This window comes from Prevotella sp. HMSC077E09 (assembly GCF_001814685.1).
In the GTDB taxonomy this organism is placed as follows: Bacteria; Bacteroidota; Bacteroidia; order Bacteroidales; family Bacteroidaceae; genus Prevotella; species Prevotella oris.
Map to the genome: position 1 here is coordinate 1 of NZ_KV817529.1, position 19689 is coordinate 19689.

Here is a 19689-nt window from a genome sequence, read left to right on the forward strand (position 1 = left end):
TCGCATTTGGTAGTTGAAACTACCAAGTGTTAAATTTGAGATAATAACTTTACAAAAGGGCAGACTTGTTTTAAGGCGTATCCTATGCCTTATAAATGCTAAAGAAAAAGTAAAATCTGTGTAGATGTCTATCTATCTTTCCAGAATGCAGGAGTAAATATAACCAGAATAGTGAAGATTTCAATTCTTCCAATGAGCATTAATGCCGAACAGACCCACTTGATTCCAGCCGGAAGCATCGACCAACTCATGGTGGGGCCAATCTCAAGGCCCAATGAAGGGCCGACATTACCAAGGGTACTCAATGTGATGGTGATGGCATTCGTGTTGTCAACCCCTGCTGCAATGAAGATAAACGATGCGAAGAGGCACAGCAACAGATAGACTGCTAAGAAAGAAAGCAGCGTGACACGCTTTTGCGAAGGAATGTTGCTGCCGTCTACATGAATAGGAAGTATGGCGTTGGGATGCAGAATCTGTTTGAATTCATTACGGATAATCTTCAGCATCATGACGCTGCGGATGCTCTTGAAACCACCACTTGTGCTGCCGGAACAGGCCCCGAGGAACATGCAAGTGGCCAGAACAACCCAGGTGACATGGGGCCATTGGGCGGCATCATCATTGAAGAGACCTGTCGTCGTGATGAAAGAAACAACCTGGAAGATGCCACAACGAAACGCTTTCTCAAGGTCATAGCCATTGTGAAGCATGAGTTGAGCCATGATGAAAAGCGAGAATGCGATGACGACAAAGGTGTAGAAGCGGAACTCTTCGCTCTTGAACATCATTTTTAAAGAGCGATGTGTGGCCGACATATATAATAAGGTGAAGTTCGTTCCCGAAATGAAACAGAAGAAAGTAGCAATATATTCTACTGCCGGAGAGCGGAAAAACTCTGCGCTGTCGGTATGGGTTGAGAAACCACCGGTGGCAGTTGTCCCCATGGCATAGTTGATGCTGTCAAACCATCCCATGCCACAAATCATGTAACTGAGTATGCAACTGATGGTCAGTACAAGATAGACAACCCATATCCACTTTGCATTTGTGCTGAGTCGAGGATGTAATCGCGTGGTAACAGGCCCTGTTGCTTCGGCTGCAAACACTTTGACGGAACCACCGACAAAGGAAGGAAGAATGGCCGTGGTAAAGAAAACAATGCCCAATCCGCCTATCCATTGCGTCATACTACGCCAGAAAAGCAGGCCATGTGGCAGCTTGTCAACGTCGTCAATGATAGTGGCGCCAGTGGTTGTAAAGCCCGACATGGTTTCAAAATAAGCGTCGGTGAAGTTTGGGATGTAACCACTGATCATGAAAGGAAATGTACCAAAGAGACTGAAGATTATCCATGAGAGCGTCACGACAAGGTAGGCATCGCGTCGACTCATGTAGTTGTTGGCATGACGGCCAAAGAAATGCAGTACAATTCCCGTGAACGTAGTCAGGATGATGGTGATGATAAAGGCAAGAACATCGTCTTCCTGGTAGCCGACAGCCATGCACAGGCAGGCCAATAGCAGTATGGCTTCGATGAAAAGTAACGAGCCGATGATCTTGAATATGATGCTACGATTGATCATTTATTAAAGAGATTCTCTATTTTCTTCATGTTGATACTGTGACAGAACACCATTACAGAGTCGCCCGCATTAATGCGCGTGTTACCCGAAACAAGGTATCCTTCACCGTTTCTGACTAATCCACCGATGGTCATGCCATAGGGTAACCGCATGTCTTTGACTGCTTTCTGTGTGATTTTCGACCCTTCTTGAGGGATGAACTCGGCCACATCAGCATTTGCATTCATGAGGAAGCGCACGTTGTGGACATTGGCATCGAGCATCATCTGATAGATGTGGCCGGCTGCAATGGCTTTCTTGTTGATGATAGTGCCGATATCTAAGCTCTCCGCCATATTCACATAATCCTCGTTTTCGACCATGGCAACGGTCTTCCTGACGCCCATTCGTTTGGCAGTAAGGCAGGCAAGAATGTTTGTTTCGGCATTCCCTGTGAGTGCAACAAAGGCTTGTGTGCTTCTGATGCCTTCTTCCTGAAGCAGCGAAACATCGCGCCCGTCGCCGTGAATAATCAGTGCACGGTCGTCATCAAGCAGTTCGTTGAGTCGGTCGCAGCGTTGTTCGTTGGCTTCAATGATTTTCACATTCATGTATTCCGGCATCGTTTTGACAGCTCTTACGGCTGTACGGCCGCCTCCCATGACCATTACATTCTTCACGTCTACATAGTGTTCCTTACCCACAATCTTGCGAATGAAAGGTATATACTGGCGAGTTGTCATGAAATAAGCCATGTCATAGAGTTTCAGTTCATCGTTACCACCCGGTATAATGGTGTCACCGTCGCGCTTGATAGCCACGACATGATAGGGATCATCGGGGCCACTGATGTCCTTGAGCGGTTTGTTGAGTATCTCACAAGTCTCTCGAAGCTTGATGCCCAGCATCACTAAGGCTCCGTCGTGGACATCCCAACGCTGGCGAACCCAGCTCATTTTCAATCCGTTGTTAATGTCTTTAGCTGCTAAAAGCTCGGGATAGATAATGGAACTGATGCCTAATCTTTCAAAAAAGTCATTCAAATCAGGAGCTACATATTCGTAGTTGTCTACCTTTGCCACAGTCTTCTTGGCACCTAAGGCCTTGGCAATCATGCAGCTTGTCATATTCTTGTTTTCGTCCGGGGTGACGGCAATGAAGAGGTCTGCTGACTCTGCACCGGCCTCTTTCAGCGTTGTTATGCTGGCACATGAGGCGTTCATTGTCATCAAATCGAAGTCAGAACCTAATTTCTCAAGCTTCTCCAGACTCTCATCCATGAGGATAATGTCTTGATTGTTGCGTGAGAGAAGCTTGGCAAGATAGGTTCCAATGGCATATGCGCCGGCAATAATGATTTTCATTTCTTGGTCTCCTTGATAGCAGCGATGATGCTGTTTTGGTCTATATGACAGATGTGTTGCAGTTCAGCAACGGTTCCATGTTCGATAAACTCGTTGGGAATGCCCATGCGTTTCATTATGGGTGAATAGCCATGGTCACTCATCCATTCGAGTATGGCAGAACCCATTCCTCCGTTGCGGATGCCGTCTTCCACAGTAATAATATGTCTGAAGCGTTGTCCAACTTCATGGAGTAGGGGTTCATCGAGTGGTTTTAAGAAACGCAGATCATAGTGAGCGACGTTCTCTCCTGAAGCCTCAATAGCACTTTTTACATTGTTTCCGATTGGGCCAATGCTGATAATTGCTGTGCCTTCACCGTCACGCAACTTGCGTCCTGTGCCCACTTTGACTGCTTCCAAAGGGCATTTCCAATCCTTGAGAACGCCTCTTCCGCGTGGATAGCGAATGACAAAGGCGCCTTGGTTGGGTTGTTGTGCAGTGTACATCAGGCGCCGTAGTTCGTGTTCATCCATTGGGCTGGCAATTGTCAGATTAGGAATGGGGCGTAAGGCAGCCATATCAAAGGCGCCATGATGCGTAGGTCCATCTTCTCCAACGAGTCCTGCGCGGTCGAGACAAAGCACGACAGGCAGGTTCAGTAATGCGACATCGTGAATGATATTGTCGTAGGCTCGCTGACTGAAAGCACTGTAAATATTGCAGAAAGGAAGCAGTCCTTCTTTCGCCATTCCACCCGAAAAGGTCACTGCATGGCCTTCGGCTATGCCCACATCAAACATGCGGTTGGGCATTGCTTTCTGCAGAATGTTCATCGAACAACCTGTCGGCATGGCCGGCGTTACACCTATAATGCGGTCGTTTTTCTCGGCTAATTCAAGTAGTGTGTGACCGAAAACGTCTTGAAATTTGGGGGGCATATCACTGCAATCCTGCAGGATGCGCTCTCCTGTTTCCGGGTCGAACTTGCCTGGGGCATGCCAAATCGTGGCACTTTTTTCGGCCGGTTTGTATCCTTTTCCTTTCGTTGTATGCAGGTGAAGCAGCTTTGGACCTTTCATATCTCTAAGCTGTTGCAGTACACGTACTATCTCCTTAACATCGTGTCCGTCAAAAGGGCCGAAGTAACGGATGTTCATTCCCTCGAAGATATTCTGCTGATGACTCAGTGCACTCTTTAAGGCGTTGTTCAAACGGAGTATACCTTTCTTGCGCTCCTCATTCAGATAACCCTTTCGGTGGAGCCATTTGCTGGCCTTGAAGCGTAGTTTATTGTAGGTCTCATTCGTGTCGAGATTTAACAGATACTTCTCCATTCCACCCACAGCGCGGTCGATTGACATATCATTGTCATTGAGAATGATGAGCAGGTCATTGGGCATACTCGATACATTATTAAGTCCCTCGAAAGCCAACCCGCCACTCATGGCACCGTCTCCGATAACGGCAACCACATGACGTCCGCTGCCATTGGCTGCCACAGACATACCCAAGGCCGCAGAAATAGAGTTGCTTGCATGACCGCAGGCAAACGTGTCGTATTCGCTTTCCTTAGGAGTCGGGAACGGACAGATACCATTCAGCTTTCTGTTCGTATAGAACAAGTCGCGTCTTCCCGTAAGAATCTTATGTCCATAAGCCTGATGTCCAACGTCCCACACAATGCGATCATCGGGTGTGTTATAGATATAGTGCAAGGCAACTGTAATCTCAACAACACCTAAAGAAGATGCAAAGTGCCCGGGATTTACCGAAACTTCATGGATGATATCCTCGCGCAACTCCTTGCAAACCTCGGGTAATTGCTCGATGCTCAACTTTCGAAGGTCTGCAGGATATTTGATTTGACTTAATAATCCAAATTTATTTGCATTCATCAATACAATGAGTATGATTAACTTTGCAAAGTTACGTTAAAATCATGTATAAAGCAAAGAAAAGCAATATTTTCTTTTTCAGAGGCTCATGTAAAGCAAAGTGCATGGCTGTTGCTTAGTAGTCTTTATTTAATTCTACTGACAACATGTCATAAAGTTGCCTCTTCTGCCTTATGAAAGGTTAGGAGAGGCGATCAAATCTTTAAAGTTTTCAATGGTCGTCAGTCGTTCGTGATCGAATGTTTCAGCAAGTTCCATCTTCCAAGCCACGCTGAACGGTACATGCACGGCATATGCACCAATGGCGAGTGCCGGGGCAATATCCGATTTGAAAGAGTTGCCAATCATCAGCAATTCGGACGGACGGATTTCGTTGTTGACGCAGAGATGTCGGTATTCTTCTTCCGTTTTATCCGCCACAACGACTACATCATCAAAGTAATTGGCAAGCCCCGACCGTTTGAGTTTGTTCTCTTGATCCTGCAATTCACCTTTCGTGAACACCACAAGGCGATAGTCTTCACCACCTTTTCGCTCGTTGAGGGCAATCAATGTGTCCTCAACGCCGGGCAAAGGTGTGGTTGGAAAGGAGAGCAAAGCCTTGCCTAATTGCAGAATTTCAGCCACCACTTTGCCGCTTAAACTGCCTCCGGAGACTTTGATTGCAGTTTCAAGAAGTGACAAAGTGAAAGCTTTCGTGCCGAAACCTAATGAAGGCATATTGAGTTTCTCGGTTTCAAAAAGCGCATCTGAAATGTGTTTGGCATCGTTGTAATCGGCCAACAGCTGGCAATAGGCCGCTTCTGCGTTGTCAAAATGCGACTGGCAGTCCCACAATGTGTCGTCGGCATCGATGGCGATAACCTTGAATGGTTTGAGATTCATAGGCATCAGTCAACAAGACGGGCATCTAATAAACGGGTTATTTCTTCCTTGTCAAGATGCTGACCAATGAAAACAAGCTTCTGCATACGGTCGCCATAGGTCTCGTTCCAGTCGCGTCGGAGTCCTTCTTCGCGTGCCATGAGCTCTTTAAGTTCCTTTTCCGGCATGGTTGCATACCATTGACCGGCATTGCGAAGTCCCATCTGTCTGCCTGCCTGTTCAAACACATAGCAGGTCTGAGGCTCGTCTTTGAACCAGCATATGCCTTTGCACCGAATGACTGTCTTTGGCCATTGTGTGGCAATAAACTCATCAAATCCTACCAGGTCAAAAGGCTTGCGGCGATAGTAAACAAATGTACCTATGCCGTATTCTTCAACTTCTCCGCCCTCATGATCATGGTGATGATGGTGGTGATGTCCCTCTTTGTGCTCATGTTCGTGGTCATGATGCTCTTCATGGTCATGGTCGTGATGATTGTGTTCGTGCTCTTCTTCCTCCTCATCCATGTGCTCATCGCCATGATGATGCTCGATTTCATCAATCCAGGCTGCTGATGTTGCCACTTCGTTGAAGTCGAACTTGCGGGTGTTGATAATCTTTTCAAGTGCGACATCACCATAATTACATTCTATAATCTCTGCCTTGGGCTGCAGCGCACGAATGATTTTCTTCGTGCGTTCCAATTCCTGTGGTTCCACTTCCGAAGCCTTGTTCAACAGGATAATATTACAGAATTCAATCTGTTGAATCACTAAGTTCTCAATATCTTCCTCACCGATGTTCTGCTTGATGAGGTCTGCACCGTTGCCGAACTCATCTTTCATGCGCAGCGCATCAACCACTGTGACGATGCTGTCAAGGCGAACGATGCCGTTTTTGATAAACTGTGGCCCCATGGTTGGTATCGAACAGATGGTCTGTGCGATAGGAGCCGGCTCGCAGATACCGCTGGCTTCGATGACAATATAGTCGAACTTCTTCATGTTGACGATGTCGTTCAACTGCTTCACGAGGTCCATTTTCAACGTACAACAGATGCAACCGTTCTGCAATGCCACAAGACTATCGTCTTTCTGGTCAACGATTCCGCCCTTTTGAATGAGGTCTGCATCGATGTTTACTTCACCGATATCATTCACGATAACAGCGAATTTAATGCCTCGTTCGTTACTTAATATCTTGTTGACAAGGGTCGTTTTGCCGCTTCCTAAATAGCCCGTAAGCAACAATACGGGTATTTCTTTGTTCTTCATCTCTGTTTCCTTTCTTTAATATATATTAATGTAGAAATCGCATGCAAAGGTATAAAAAATAGTTGATAATGTGTAATTTTGCATCACTATGAATAAAAAAACAATCACTTTCGCCCTTTGTCTGGCTTCAGCAACCACGCTGACAGCACAGAACCAACCCGGAGGCATCTCCTCTGTCATGTTGCAGAAGATTGAAACCTCACAGAAGTCATCCCCTGCCGAACGTGCTTTGGCGAATGCCTTTGCTTCGAACAACATCGATGATTTGGCCCGTAACCATGCTCATCAAGGTGCACTGAACACCTATTTCAGTGATGAAACGCTCAAGCAGAGCATTCAGAACCAGGAGAGTTCGGGCCGTTGCTGGATGTTTTCCGGCTTGAATGTGTTGCGTGGTAATTTTGCCAAGGCCCACAACGACACGCTTGCTGTAGAGTTTTCTCATGCTTATCTCTTCTTCTACGACCAGTTGGAGAAGGCCAATCTCATGCTCCAGGCTGTTATTGACAATGCTAAATTGCCGATGGAAGATGCCCGCGTGCAGTTCTTCTTCAAGAACCCTATCAATGATGGCGGTACATTCTGCGGTGTGGCTGACCTTGCCGAGAAGTATGGTCTGGTGCCCAAGAGCGTGCAACCTGAAACTTATTCAAGCGACAACACAAAGATAATGGCAAAGCTTGTGTCGCATAAACTGCGCGAGTTTGGCCTTGAACTGCGCAAGTTGGTGGCTGAAAGAAAGAGCAAAACTGCTGTCAACGACCGCAAGACTGAGATGCTTTCAACCATTTATCACTTACTGACGCTCACGCTTGGAGAACCGGTAAAGACGTTCACCTATGTCTTTACAGATAAGAACGGCAAGGCGATAGGCGAGTCAAAGCAGTACACACCGCGTTCTTTCTATGACGTTACAGTGGGCCATCCGCTGAATGGTACATTCCTTATGGTAATGAACGACCCGCGACATCCCTATTATAAGACCTATGAAGTGCAGTATGATCGCCACACATACGATGGACATAACTGGACTTATCTCAATCTCCCGATGGACGAAATCGCTCAGTTGGCCATCGCATCCATTAAAGACGGTCACAAAATGTACAGCAGTTACGACGTTGGAAAGCAGCTTGATCGCAAGCGAGGTTACCTTGATCTTGATAACTACGACTATGCTTCGCTCACCGGAACAACTTATAATATGGACAAAGCCGACCGCATCCGTACTTTCGACAGTGGCTCAACGCATGCCATGACGCTTACAGCTGTCGACTTAGACAGGCAAGGTAAGCCCGTGAAATGGAAGGTAGAGAACAGTTGGGGCCCCTCTTATGGGCATCAAGGTTACCTCATCATGACCAATCGTTGGTTCAATGAGTTCATGTTCCGCCTTGTCGTTGACACGAAATATGCTTCAGAAAAGGTGCTCAAAGCAGCACAGCAGAAGCCCATTATGCTGTTGCAAGACGACCCATTATTCCAAGATGACAAGTAGAAATGCCTTTCCTGCCTCTTTGCTTCAGCCTGAATTTTGAGCTGAAGCAAAGGGACAGGGAATGTTTTCCACATTCATATTCTTCCTTTTCCCTTGTTTTTTGCGGTATTCTTTTAGGGAAAACAAAACTTCATTTTGTTGATTTTTATTGCTTAAAAACATGCCTTGATTTTCTCACCAAATAGAAATTCCGAAGCCATGAATTTCGCTTGAAAGTGGGGTTTGCCCCGATTTAAATCTGTCTTTCATTCACTTTTGCCTGCAATATGCGTCACTTTACCGCGCCAAATGCGTCAAACGGTCTCGCTTTCTGCCTCATTTCAGGCTGTAATCTGCATCAAATTACAAGCTGATTTGACGTGATTTTAACTGTTGTTTTTCCTTGTTTTACTCAATAACTTGCTGCAAATCTCGTAATATTTTGATAGTCAACAGGTTGCTGGATAGGCGATTTTCGGGCGTATTTACAAAAATAAAAAGTCTCGTTCTGAATATTGAAATCTCACAAGGTGTTTTGTAAAATAAAATCAAAGCCGTTTATCCTTGTATCTTCTTTTTTGCCATTGAGAATTCTGTTGCCTGAGATTTCCCCGCTTCTGATGTGTTGTAGAAGGCTGTTCTGTATATTCCCATTATTGAAAATACGAAAACATAGAGGCAAACGGTTTGCAAGAAAGAGAGATGTCCGCTGTCAATGGAGGCATAGGGGAGGCGTGAAATGGCAGTAACGGAAGTGTTCATCCAGCCTGTTATGGTGGTCATGGCATTGAAAATCAGGTTTTGCAAGGCCACGAAAGGTGTGGAGAGAACTGTCAGAAAGGCAAGATAGAGTATGGCGGTTGCTGCCGGAACAACGATGAAATTGGTCAGGAGGAAGTATGTGGAGAAACGACCGAAGTAGTGAAGCAGCAGGGGAAACGTGAGCAACTGGGCTGAAACCGACACGCAAATCATGCCCCATGCCCATCGGAGCAGGCGAGTTATGGGGTTGAACAACTGAAAAAGCGGTTTATAAGCAATGAGAATACCGGCTACGGCCATAAAAGATAGTTGGAAACCAACGTCCCATAGCGTCATGGGTTGGGCTATGAGAATGATTAATGCGGCTAAGGCGAGCGTGTTGAGACTGATGTTTTCGCGGCCAAGCAGACTGACAAACGCGTAGATGGTGAGCATCACGGCACTGCGAACTACCGAGGGTGGCAGTCCAACTAAGAAGGCAAAGGCCCAAATAGTGAGGATAGATAGTGTCATTGCAAATACATTTCGGCCGAAAACGAGCAGGAAAATGCCAAAGATAATGCCGATATGCAGTCCCGAAAGTGCCAGGATATGACTGCCTCCTGATAGTGCATAGGCTTCTCGTGTGGCTTTACTGACAGCTTTGCGGTGGCCTAAGACCATGGCTTGGAGAATGGCATAGTCTTGATTGTCGGCATGGGATGACGATGCGAAATGTCGTATGATGCGGTCGCGAAGATGGCGGACTTGGAGTGTAGCTCGTTGCCAGCGACCCAATGTCATGGGCACTTCTGCTGTCTGAAACTGCCAGTAAGGAATGAATGTTTCGGCCTGATAGCCATGCCGTCTGAGCCAAAGTGCATAATCAAAATGGGCATTGGGCCAACGGTTTTGTGGTTTTTCAAGGACTGATGAAGCAATGATGCCATTGCCTGTTTGCAGTTGCATCGGTCTGTTGGGGTCATTCAGAACCGTTGCCTTCACGGTAATGGCATTGCGGAGCGACTGCCCGTTGAGCTTTGTCAGCAACAAGTCACATCGCCAAGTCTTGCCATGCTGGGTCGGAGTGTTGCTGATAATGGCCTCATAGTGGCTTTCTCCGTGAGGCAACTTGCAGTCGGCATGCTGCTCACTGCGGTTTACTAACGTTGCACCTACCGTCAGCGTGATGACGAAAATGCAGCCGTTACGCCATGCTGCTCGCTTGAAAAGCAGTGCCAAGGCAATGCCCACGCAGGCACAGATGAGCCAGAAGCCGGTGCCAAGTGTGGGGTAACAGGCATCGCCGACAGCTATTCCGCCTATCAGAACAAGGGCAATACGCAGCAGAGGATAGCGTTGTAGTGGGCCATTTATCCGCATTCCTACTTATAACCGGGGTTCTGTTGAAGATTACCATTCATCTTCAGAATGTTTCTCGGGATAGGGAAGATATTGGTAAATCGGCTTTCTTCGCCTTCAATGGGCTGTCGAAGATCGTAGGCTTTGTGGTAAAGACCGAAACGAATAAGGTCATTACGGCGCCAGCCTTCCCACATCAGTTCGAGCAATCGCTCTTCAAGAATATTGGAAAGTGTGGCAGAACGCGATGTCATTCCTGCCCGTTGGCGCACGAGGTTAAGCTCCTTGTCTCCGTTTTTGCCGTTTCTGACGAGGGCTTCTGCCTTCATCAGCACCACATCGGCATAGCGGAAGAGCACGATGTCATTGTCTTGCAGTCGGCCATCATCATAGGCTGTGCGGTCAATCTCATATTTTGCCATGCGTGCTCCGGCCGTTTTCTCATACTTGTTTCCAGTGAGATTCATGGCAACCTTAGTGGGGTAATAGATTAATGGCTCGCCATTTTCCAGATAAACCACCTTCCCATCCACGCTAACGGTATCGCTGAAGAAGTTTATTTTGTAGCGTTTGTCTTCCTGTGATGTGCCATATCCGTAGGCTTTTACTGTTGAAAGCGTGGCACAGCTGCCGTTTTCTGCGTCCATTCTATATGCTCCTCCATGGCTGTAATGACGGCTTCGGAAGAGATAAAAGAACTTGTTGCTGTAGAGAGTCTTGTCCATTGGGATGGTGAAAACATTCTCGTTGGAGTTTTCATTGTGTACACTGAAGTTGCTTGCATAGTCACTTTCGAGTGTATATCCGGCTTCGGTTATCTTGTCACAACAGGCAATACATGCCTCCAACGCTTTGAGTTTCTGTCCGTTAATATCGAAAGTCAGCGTGTCACCATGAAGATAAACTTCATGATTGAGCAGGATTTTAGCCACCAGAAAGTAAGCCACGGGTCGTGTGAAACGGCCATAATAGTTGCCTTCGTGATTGCTGTGTGCATTGGGCAGATAGGGAATTGCGGCTAAAAGTTCGTTGATAAGCGTGGTGGTTACTTTCTTTCTGGTTGACTGTTTTACATCTTCCAAGGTCACACCTTCCTGCATGACAAGGGGCACATTGCCCCACATGTCCATGATATAGAAATAGAACAAGGCACGCAGTCCACGTGCTTCTGCAGTGTATTCCTTATATTGTTTGTCGGTAAGAAGTTGCTTGTGCTGGTCTATTTCGTAAAGTGCGTGGTTGCAAAGTGACACGCTGCCATAGAGATAGTTCCATGTGTTGAGGAGCGGAAGATCGGTAGATGTCCACTCATGATGATAGAGATTCTGCCAGAACCCGCCGTCATACCAGTCGCCACCACGTATGGGAAGCATTGCTTCGTCAGTGGAAAAGGTGTTGTAGTCGTATATACCTCGGTTGGTTCCTTGTAGTCCTTGACTGTCAGAATAACCTCCAATCTGGTGGTAAAGGTTGCCAATGGTGTTGATATATAGGTTGCTGGCCGATGTATAAAGCTTATCTTCTTCAAGCTTGTCTTTTGGAGTTTCATCAAGACAGGCATTGAAAAGCAACGCCATGACTGCTGCCATGAAGATATGAGTGATGGTGAAGAGTCGTTTTCCCATATGAAAAAGAGTTAGAATTGAATGCTCATGCCGATAGAATAAGCGCGATAAGGAGGATAGGTTCGCTTGTCGTCAATACCCAAAGTGCCGTTGACGATGTAGCTGTTTATCATGGGTGTCTGTCCGCTGTAGCCTGTAATGGTGGCTATATTATTGACAGAACACGACAGACGGAGGGCACTGATATAACGTGACTTGACAGGAATGTTCCAGCCAATCGTAAGATAATCGAAGTTAATATAGTCTCCGCGCTCCAACCAGTAGTCTGTAGCAATCTGGTCTTTGATGTTCATCTGTGGTGCCTTAGCCATTACATTGTAGTCTGGAAAACTTGACATGTTCATGTAAGTGAGGCTGGTTCCATTGTAGATTTTATGCCCAAAGGCACCGTTTATCTGTAGAGATACATCGAAATCTCTGTAGCGAAAGCTGATGTTTGAACCCAAAGTCCATTTTGGAGTGGCTTGTCCGGCGATATAACGGTCGCCTCCATCTTCGAGGTTTACACTCCCGTTATGGTCTAAGTCAGCGATAGTATAGCTGTAGCTTCCATTGTCGTTGAGGTGCAGTCCGGTGCAATGAGGCAGATAGAACACGCCGAGTGGTTGGCCCACAATCTGATAAACGATGTTGTTGTTACCGCCATGAAAGCCTGCACCATTAAGCTGTCCGATGCTTATGATATCGGCAGCAGTGAGATTACTCCCTTTGTAATTGCCTGAAAGTGAAATCAGTTTGTTCTTCTGGAAGGCCACATTCATGTTGATGTTCAACTCCATATCTTTCTTTGTTATCGGTATAATTCCGAGTCCAAACTCAAGACCACTGTTGCTCATCTTACCTAAGTTGGCTAAGAACTTATTGAAAGTAAAGGGTGGAACAGGCACGTCATACTGGTACAACATGTCGGTAGTGAGACTGTAATAGTATTCTGCAGTGAGCACAATCCTGCTGTTGAGAAGCGCTATGTCGGTGCCAATGTTGAAGGTACTGCGCGTTTCCCATTTCAAATCGGGGTTCGTATTGCGGAATTGTCCGAATGTAGTTGTAGGCGAACCTTGTACACTAATGACGCCCGTGGGACGTAATAGTGCCATTGAGTTGTAGGAGTCGATGCCGCCTTGATTACCACTTTGCCCATAGCCTGTACGCAGTTTCCATAGGTTGATGACTTTATTGAGGGGCTTGAAGAACGGTTCCTGGCTGATAACCCACGTGCCGGAAACAGATGGAAAGAACCCCCATTTGTTGTTTTTCCCAAAGAGACTGCTGCCATCGGCACGCAGATTCATATCAAGGGTGTAGCGTTTGAGCAGCGTATAACTGACACTTCCCATCACAGAAGCTAAGGAGGGATCGCTGTATTCAGAGCCAGTTCCACCATAAGGGCGCGTGGAACCGGCAGCCAGATTGTTATAGCCTATGTCGTTGGTAGTAAAGCCTTTCACTGTCGTCCAGAAGCCGGTACGCTGGCTTTTCTGATATTCTGTCATGGCTGTTGCATTGACTTCGTGCATATCCCATTGATGATGATAGTCCAATGTGACGTTGCCTAACCATTCTTCGCTTTTGTGTTCACCACGAAAAGCCTGTCCCTGTGCCCACACCCACGTAGGATAATACGAGGCATTTTCAAGCGATGTATAGCTGTAGCTGCCGAAAAACCGCAGATTGAGTGAAGGATTAAGCGCGAAATCAAGCCCCAGATGCGTGTTGAAGTTCAGGCTTTGTTCATGCTCTTTCTTATTCAGTTCGGCCAAAGGTGAGGCTATCTGACTGGCTGCCCCATTGCGATCCCAGCCACCATTTGCATTCTTTCCTTCCGGGAAAGTAGGGTTTTGAGTGGCTGCTCCATAGAAAAGTTTCTGCTCATCTGCAATGAATTTGTTCTTCTGTGATGAGCCGAAGACTCCGAAATCAATCTGTAACAGGTCATCGAAAGCCTTTTGTGTGAGGTCGAACTTAGCCACGAAGTTGCGGCTTTCGGTGATTTTTACGACCATATCATGCTGCATTAAGCCGACTGAAGCACGGTAGTTGCTGTTGGGAGAACCGCCACTGAAGGCCACATGATGGTTCTGAACGAAGCCTGTTCTCGTAATAGCATCCTGGAAATCAGAGTTATATCCTCCGTCAACATACTTGAGGCCGAGCCGCTTGGCAGTGTTGATGTAGTCGCGTGCAGACAGCATTTGGAGTTTGTTGTATTTTCGTTCGAAGCCTATATTGCCGTCATAGCTGATGTGAAACAGGCTTCCATTGCCCTTTTTAGTTGTCACCTGAATGACTCCCGAAGCGCCTCTTGAACCATATTTAGCCGTTTCCGTGGCGTTCTTCAGTATGGCAAAGCGCTCTATGTCGGCAGGATATACGGTGGAAAGTGTTGCCAAGTCACTGTAGACTCCGTCGATAATAACGAGTGGGTCGTTGCCTCCTGTGAGTGAAGTTGTACCGCGAACGCGTACACTATTAAGTTGAGCCATGCGGTTTTCACCCGAAGAAATGTTCACACCTGCCGCTTGTCCGCTCAACGCATTAAGCGAGTTGGTGACCAATCCTTTGTTCATTTGCCGCTCTGTGATAATGTCAATAGGCCCTTGAGACACGTTGGGTGTGAGCTGTTTGATAGCTATGGAGTCGATACCCTTAGTGATTTTCTGTGCCATTGCAGCAGGCATTGCAAGGAATTGAAATGCGATTAGAATGTTTAGGTGTTTCATGTTAGGGCTATATATTCGTCATGTTTATATTGCAAATATAATAAAAAAAGGAGAAGTTCGACACTTCTCCTTCTATATTTCTTTAAAAAAATGTGGCTGAAATCAATTGTTCTTCTTGTAATACTCTAAGCCCAACTGTACGTTCTTCTTTAATGCTTTCGATGAATATGTAGCTCCGCTGACCCCATCGACATCCATCTTGGCTGCCTTCGAAACGCTTTTTCCGTTGTATTCTGTCAGCAAAGTTTTCGCTTTGTCAAAGAACTTAGGCGTTTCATGATTAGGAAGTGCCTCGATTTTCACGACTTTATCCTGTTTGATATATATCTTCACAGGGGTTGTTCCCTTGAAACCTTTGATGCCTTTTCCCAATAGATTGGTGTTGATAATCGTCGTATCATTTTCCTTAGTCATGATGTTATCGGCAGGCATTGCACTCATCATGATTACAACCATCGCACATGCTGTGAGGGTTGTGAGTAGTCCATTCATTCTCTTTTTCATCGTTTTGCTTCTTAAATTATCCGTTAAAACGTGGGCAAAGATAGCGAAATAAAATGAATAGTGCGGGCTATGGCGGGTAAAAATTAGGTTTTTTAACCTTGCAGAAGAGCGGAAGCAAATAATGTGTTAATTCTGTTCATGATTGTTTACAAATGCTCTCATCATGCTTGTAGATTTGAACTGAAGTCCTTTCTTGGTCTAAATAAATGCTGTTTTTGGGTGCTTTGTAATATATTGACAGTCAATAAGTTATGGAATACAAGACGAATTGCACGATAAAATCATGATAGAAAACGTTGTAACTTGTATCAAGTTACCATGCAATCTGTGACAAAACGTGTGGCAATTTGACTCACTTTAGCGTGTAAAGTGATGCAGATTGCAGGATGAAGTGACTGGAATTGTAAATTGAAAGGGTAAAAATGAGAATACCGAAGCTATTAAATGACTTCACACAGGCATTGAAAGTGGCTTTTCATTTCTATTTGATGAGGATGCGAAATGTTAAAAACGAGCTGATATCTTTACAAAAGAAATGGGGTGCTGCAAGGGCTTTGATGTTTCTTCTTACTGCATATTATACAGTCACCCCTGCCTCTGAAGCCTCTGAAGACAGCTTGCTTTTGAGAGGCAGGGGCGTGTATGAGTTCATAAAAGGGGCTTTCAGAACAGCACATCCTTTAGCTTCTGATACAAGAATGATAGCGTCAGAAGCAGCAGGCCAAGGCTGATGAACACGATAATCTTGCCGAGTGCAGGCATTGTCCATACGTCGCTGAGGACGAGTTTGCCTAAAACAATACCGAATTCTGCCAGACTCACCATTCTCACTTCCTTGCTCTTGCAGCGCATGCCGACAATCATCAGCAGGAAAGCTGCCGTGCCCAAGGAGAGCGAGAAACCCGTGTCGAAACTCGGATTGCCGAATGTGAGCAGCAAAAGACGGGCACCTGTGAGCCACACGAGTGTGGAAAGGGCGGCAAAGAACGGCTGTAATTTCTTTGTTTTCCAATGTAGTGCCAGCATCTTCCACATGATATAGCCCATCAAAGTCGCGACAACTAATGTTGTTATCCATTGCAATGTGAGCACCGTAGTGCTGCGGATGTCGGCGCTATCCCATATTGCTGTCAGATAGATTGTGGTGATAAAACAGAGCAGAACGAGGTAGCCTATCTTGTATTTTCTTACTTTAAAGCGACGATGAAGCAGGAGAGAGCCTGCAAGAAGGATAGCTGCTATTGTCAAAGCGTCGGTTTCGCGGGCGATGTCTTCTGTGAAATGGTATGTGAATTCGTTGGTAAACGCAATGTAAAGCCATAGGAAGCCCACCGCATAGGCAATGACATTGCAGGGAGTGTAGTGCAGAATGCGCCGGCCTTTGCTGAAGAGTCGCCTGTTGCGTTGCATGATAATAGCTGCCGCAAACGAAGCAATGGAAACGATAAACAACGTGATGAAGTTGTTGTTGAGGAACAACTTGTCGCTTGCATCTTCGTATAAGTTGTGATGGAAACTATTGTATGTCAGACTAAAGGCTATAGAAAGGAACGCAAGTATAGCTGCACTGCGCTCATAAATGGCAGATTTCTCTTTTGTATAAAGCCAAAGTAGCAGCACGGATTCTGTGGCCCAGATGATGATAATGGCCATGTTGCTGAACAGCATTGGTATGCCTATCGAAGCAAATGCTATCGTTTGGGCCAGCATGAGGTTGCGTAAAGTGTCGTGCCCGGATGTGCGGAAACGTAGGTAGAGATAGAAAATGAGATTGACAAATGCGATGAAGAACGCCAGATAACCAGGCTTGTTGACAAAAAGATCGCTGTCTGCTATGACGTGATTTCCATAGAGGAGATAAATAAAACCGTTGAGGGTGATGACTGCCATGAGTGCCCTGCGCATGTGTTGACTGTAAGACGGTTGCATGATAAGACGCACAGGAAGCAGGAAGATGAAATAGAAGAGCGTGGCAAACCCAAGCACAAGGAAATTGATTTGCAGATTATAGTAGAGTATATGGCTTTCTATAACAGTCAACCATAATATAATATAAGTGAAAGCAAAAGCCACGATGGGCAGCAATCCCCATTTCTTATAGAATGCAAGTGCAAACATTCCAAGGTTGAGAATGGTGAGATAAGTCTGTAATGCGATGATGCTTCCAGAGTCGGTACTGACGATAAAGGGGGCAATGAAGCCTCCGACAAGGGCCGTTACAGCTAATTCGCAGCGGTCATAGCGTATGGAAACAATGGCCATGAATATCGTTGTGAGGCAGAGAATGACGAAAGCGGCCGTTTGTGAAAATAGCTGATAATAGTGGAAAGCAATGGAAACGGTCAGATAGAAAACGCCGAACGCGCCGCCTGCGAGCAGTGAACTGAATGTGTGATAACGCTTGTGGAGCCATTGGGCCAAGCCAAGCATGACAACACCGACGGCAAATCCCATGACCGTGCGGGCCACTTCGTTGATCCAGTTCTGGTCAATGGCGTACTTGACAAAGTATCCAATACCGAGAATAAACACCAAAATACCAATCTTCCCAAAGAGGTTTTCACCGATAAACTTCTCATAATTGGTTGTCTTTTCGGTCATTTCCTTCGGTTGTTCTGTATTTGCTGTCGTTTCATTCGTTGGGCTAAAAGGCGTCTCCTCTGCTTTTGTTGAGGGTTGTTGGAGTGGGATAGCGTTATTATCTGTTGGTGCAACTGAAGCTTCAGCAGGCGCTATGACTGACGGTTGAAATGGAGTAGGGGCAGTTTCTTGTTTTTCCAAAGCTTCCTCTGAAAGCATCAGCGTCCCCGTTTCTGGTGTTTTGACGGGCACATCTACCATTGGTGGTTGTTGAATGCTTTCCCCAATGACAACCGTTTTTTTTAGTTTCGGTCTCTGCATCTGTGGCTTTTGTGGTACTTGTTTGTGTTTCAGTGTTGCTGCCATGCTGTATTGTTGTCTTTTGTTCCGCCTTCTTCTGCACAGCTTCTTCAGGCTTTTCATCGGCAGAGTGCACTTTATTTGCAAGCGAATTTTTCAGCGTTGACAGTTCCAATCCCATGATTGTGAGTGTCTTGTTGATTTCTGATAGTCGCGTGAGGATAGTGATGAGAAGAGCTCCCAATACGATTATGGTAAGCAACATCAACATGGTTGACGATATATAATCCATTGTCTTATTTTGTTGTTTTGGTGGTAAAGATAGTAATTATCATGTAGATTGCAAAACATTCTGTCAATTACTTTCTGTGAATTTCAGCCAGATGGTCTTTCCTGAAAAATGAAACTTGCCTCTTCCTACGAGCTTGGGAAGAGGCAAGAAAACGTGATAAAGCTTTAATTCTGTTTGGCAGGAGAAGTCGTTGTCGTGTTATCATGATGAAGCTCTTGGCGTCGGCAGCCCGTGCAATATAGGCATCTCGTGCGTCACCTTCTATCTCTGAGTAATAATGTTGTATGGGTATCTTGCATTGGAATTCTGGTCTGTGTAGATTGTCACGGGTGTCTGATATCGAGTAGCTGTGATAGGAACGAAGGGGTATGTGTTTCTTTTCGGTTTCGCATCGTGCTATTGATGGTGTTATGGTCAGGCATACAATATATTTTCCGCGCACACGTTATAATATATAAACTCAGGAAAATAAAACAGCAATGATAGAATATATAAAGGGAGAACTGACCGAACTTACGCCGGCTTTGGCCGTTGTCGAAGCTGCAGGAGTGGGCTATGCTCTCAACATTTCATTGACCACTTACAGTGGTATCCAAGGCAAGAAAGCAGTGAAACTCTATGTGCATGAGGCACTCACTACGGGCGGTCGTGATGACAGTTTCACGCTCTACGGTTTCGTCAATAAGCAGGAACGGGAACTCTACCGCCTGCTCATTACTGTGTCGGGAGTAGGTGCAAACACGGCTCGCATGATGCTTTCGTCAATGAGTCCGGCTGAACTTTGTAATGCAATCGCCAATGGTGACGAGAAAATGATTAAGGCTGTAAAAGGTATCGGATTGAAAACGGCACAGCGTGTCATCGTTGATTTGAAAGACAAAATCATGGCAAGTGGCATTGCCGATGAACTGCATGTGGGTAGTCAGAAGAGTGGCATTGCGGTGAATAATGCCGTGAAAGATGAGGCTGTGGCAGCATTGACAATGCTTGGTTTCTCTCCCGCTCCGGTGGCTAAGGTCGTTGTGGCTATTCTCCAGAAGCAGGCAGATATGCCGGTGGAGCAGGTGGTGAAAGAGGCTTTGAAACAGTTAAAATAACGCTAAAGTTATTCTTTGAGTAAGAAAAAAGCATACGTATTATTGGG

13 protein-coding genes are annotated in these 19689 nt (G+C 45.9%); 2 read left to right on the forward strand and 11 right to left on the reverse strand.

The features are described from left to right. Nucleotides 1-128: 128 nt before the first annotated feature. The 5 genes from HMPREF2983_RS04000 to HMPREF2983_RS04020 all read right to left on the reverse strand — a co-directional run bounded on the left by HMPREF2983_RS04000 (nt 129) and on the right by HMPREF2983_RS04020 (nt 6947). Nucleotides 129-1586, reverse strand: coding sequence for a TrkH family potassium uptake protein (locus tag HMPREF2983_RS04000; protein ID WP_004375656.1), 1458 nt, complete (start codon nt 1584-1586; stop codon nt 129-131). Beyond that, nucleotides 1583-2929: a Trk system potassium transporter TrkA gene (gene trkA / locus HMPREF2983_RS04005; RefSeq protein WP_004377737.1), complete on the reverse strand. Its 1347-nt coding sequence runs from the start codon at nt 2927-2929 to the stop codon at nt 1583-1585. Before trkA ends, HMPREF2983_RS04000 begins: the two co-directional genes overlap by 4 nt. Further along, entirely contained in the window at nt 2926-4806 is a 1881-nt protein-coding gene (dxs, locus tag HMPREF2983_RS04010; protein ID WP_070666967.1) for a 1-deoxy-D-xylulose-5-phosphate synthase, read from the reverse strand. The genes trkA and dxs overlap by 4 nt, the downstream gene beginning before the upstream one ends. A 171-nt stretch (nt 4807-4977) precedes the next feature. Further along, nucleotides 4978-5697, reverse strand: coding sequence for an HAD family hydrolase (locus HMPREF2983_RS04015; RefSeq protein WP_018921055.1), 720 nt, complete (start codon nt 5695-5697; stop codon nt 4978-4980). Then, nucleotides 5697-6947 (reverse strand): CobW family GTP-binding protein, encoded by a 1251-nt coding sequence (locus HMPREF2983_RS04020; protein WP_070666969.1) that lies wholly within the window; start codon nt 6945-6947, stop codon nt 5697-5699. Before HMPREF2983_RS04020 ends, HMPREF2983_RS04015 begins: the two co-directional genes overlap by 1 nt. A gap of 88 nt (nt 6948-7035) precedes the next feature. Here HMPREF2983_RS04020 and HMPREF2983_RS04025 point away from each other — a divergent pair, with 88 nt between their 5' ends. After that, nucleotides 7036-8442 carry a C1 family peptidase gene (locus tag HMPREF2983_RS04025; protein ID WP_070666971.1) on the forward strand — a complete coding sequence of 469 codons (1407 nt, stop codon included), beginning with the start codon at nt 7036-7038 and terminating at the stop codon, nt 8440-8442. 537 nt (nt 8443-8979) lie between these two features. Here HMPREF2983_RS04025 and HMPREF2983_RS04030 read toward each other — a convergent pair. From HMPREF2983_RS04030 to HMPREF2983_RS14250, 6 genes are all read right to left on the reverse strand, one after another. Further along, nucleotides 8980-10545 (reverse strand): ComEC/Rec2 family competence protein, encoded by a 1566-nt coding sequence (locus tag HMPREF2983_RS04030; protein WP_070666973.1) that lies wholly within the window; start codon nt 10543-10545, stop codon nt 8980-8982. Between the two features lie 2 nt (nt 10546-10547). Continuing rightward, nucleotides 10548-12149: a RagB/SusD family nutrient uptake outer membrane protein gene (locus tag HMPREF2983_RS04035; RefSeq protein WP_070666975.1), complete on the reverse strand. Its 1602-nt coding sequence runs from the start codon at nt 12147-12149 to the stop codon at nt 10548-10550. Nucleotides 12150-12160: 11 nt separating this feature from the next. Beyond that, nucleotides 12161-14869 carry a SusC/RagA family TonB-linked outer membrane protein gene (locus HMPREF2983_RS04040; protein ID WP_070666977.1) on the reverse strand — a complete coding sequence of 903 codons (2709 nt, stop codon included), beginning with the start codon at nt 14867-14869 and terminating at the stop codon, nt 12161-12163. 102 nt (nt 14870-14971) lie between these two features. Beyond that, complete coding sequence (locus tag HMPREF2983_RS04045) at nt 14972-15373, reverse strand: FMN-binding protein (protein ID WP_004375645.1); 402 nt, start codon at nt 15371-15373, stop codon at nt 14972-14974. Nucleotides 15374-16036: 663 nt separating this feature from the next. After that, the gene (locus HMPREF2983_RS04050) at nt 16037-18154 is read right to left on the reverse strand and encodes a DUF2339 domain-containing protein (RefSeq protein ID WP_246829340.1); all 2118 of its coding nucleotides are present in this window, start codon (nt 18152-18154) and stop codon (nt 16037-16039) included. After that, a complete protein-coding gene (locus HMPREF2983_RS14250; protein ID WP_246829341.1) occupies nt 18096-18545 on the reverse strand; it encodes a hypothetical protein in 450 nt (149 codons plus the stop codon). The genes HMPREF2983_RS04050 and HMPREF2983_RS14250 overlap by 59 nt, the downstream gene beginning before the upstream one ends. Nucleotides 18546-19024: 479 nt before the next feature. On the opposite strand from HMPREF2983_RS14250, the gene ruvA reads away from it, so the two are divergent. Beyond that, nucleotides 19025-19642, forward strand: a complete 618-nt coding sequence (gene ruvA / locus HMPREF2983_RS04055; protein ID WP_004377751.1) for a Holliday junction branch migration protein RuvA — start codon at nt 19025-19027, stop codon at nt 19640-19642. Nucleotides 19643-19689 lie beyond the last annotated feature (47 nt).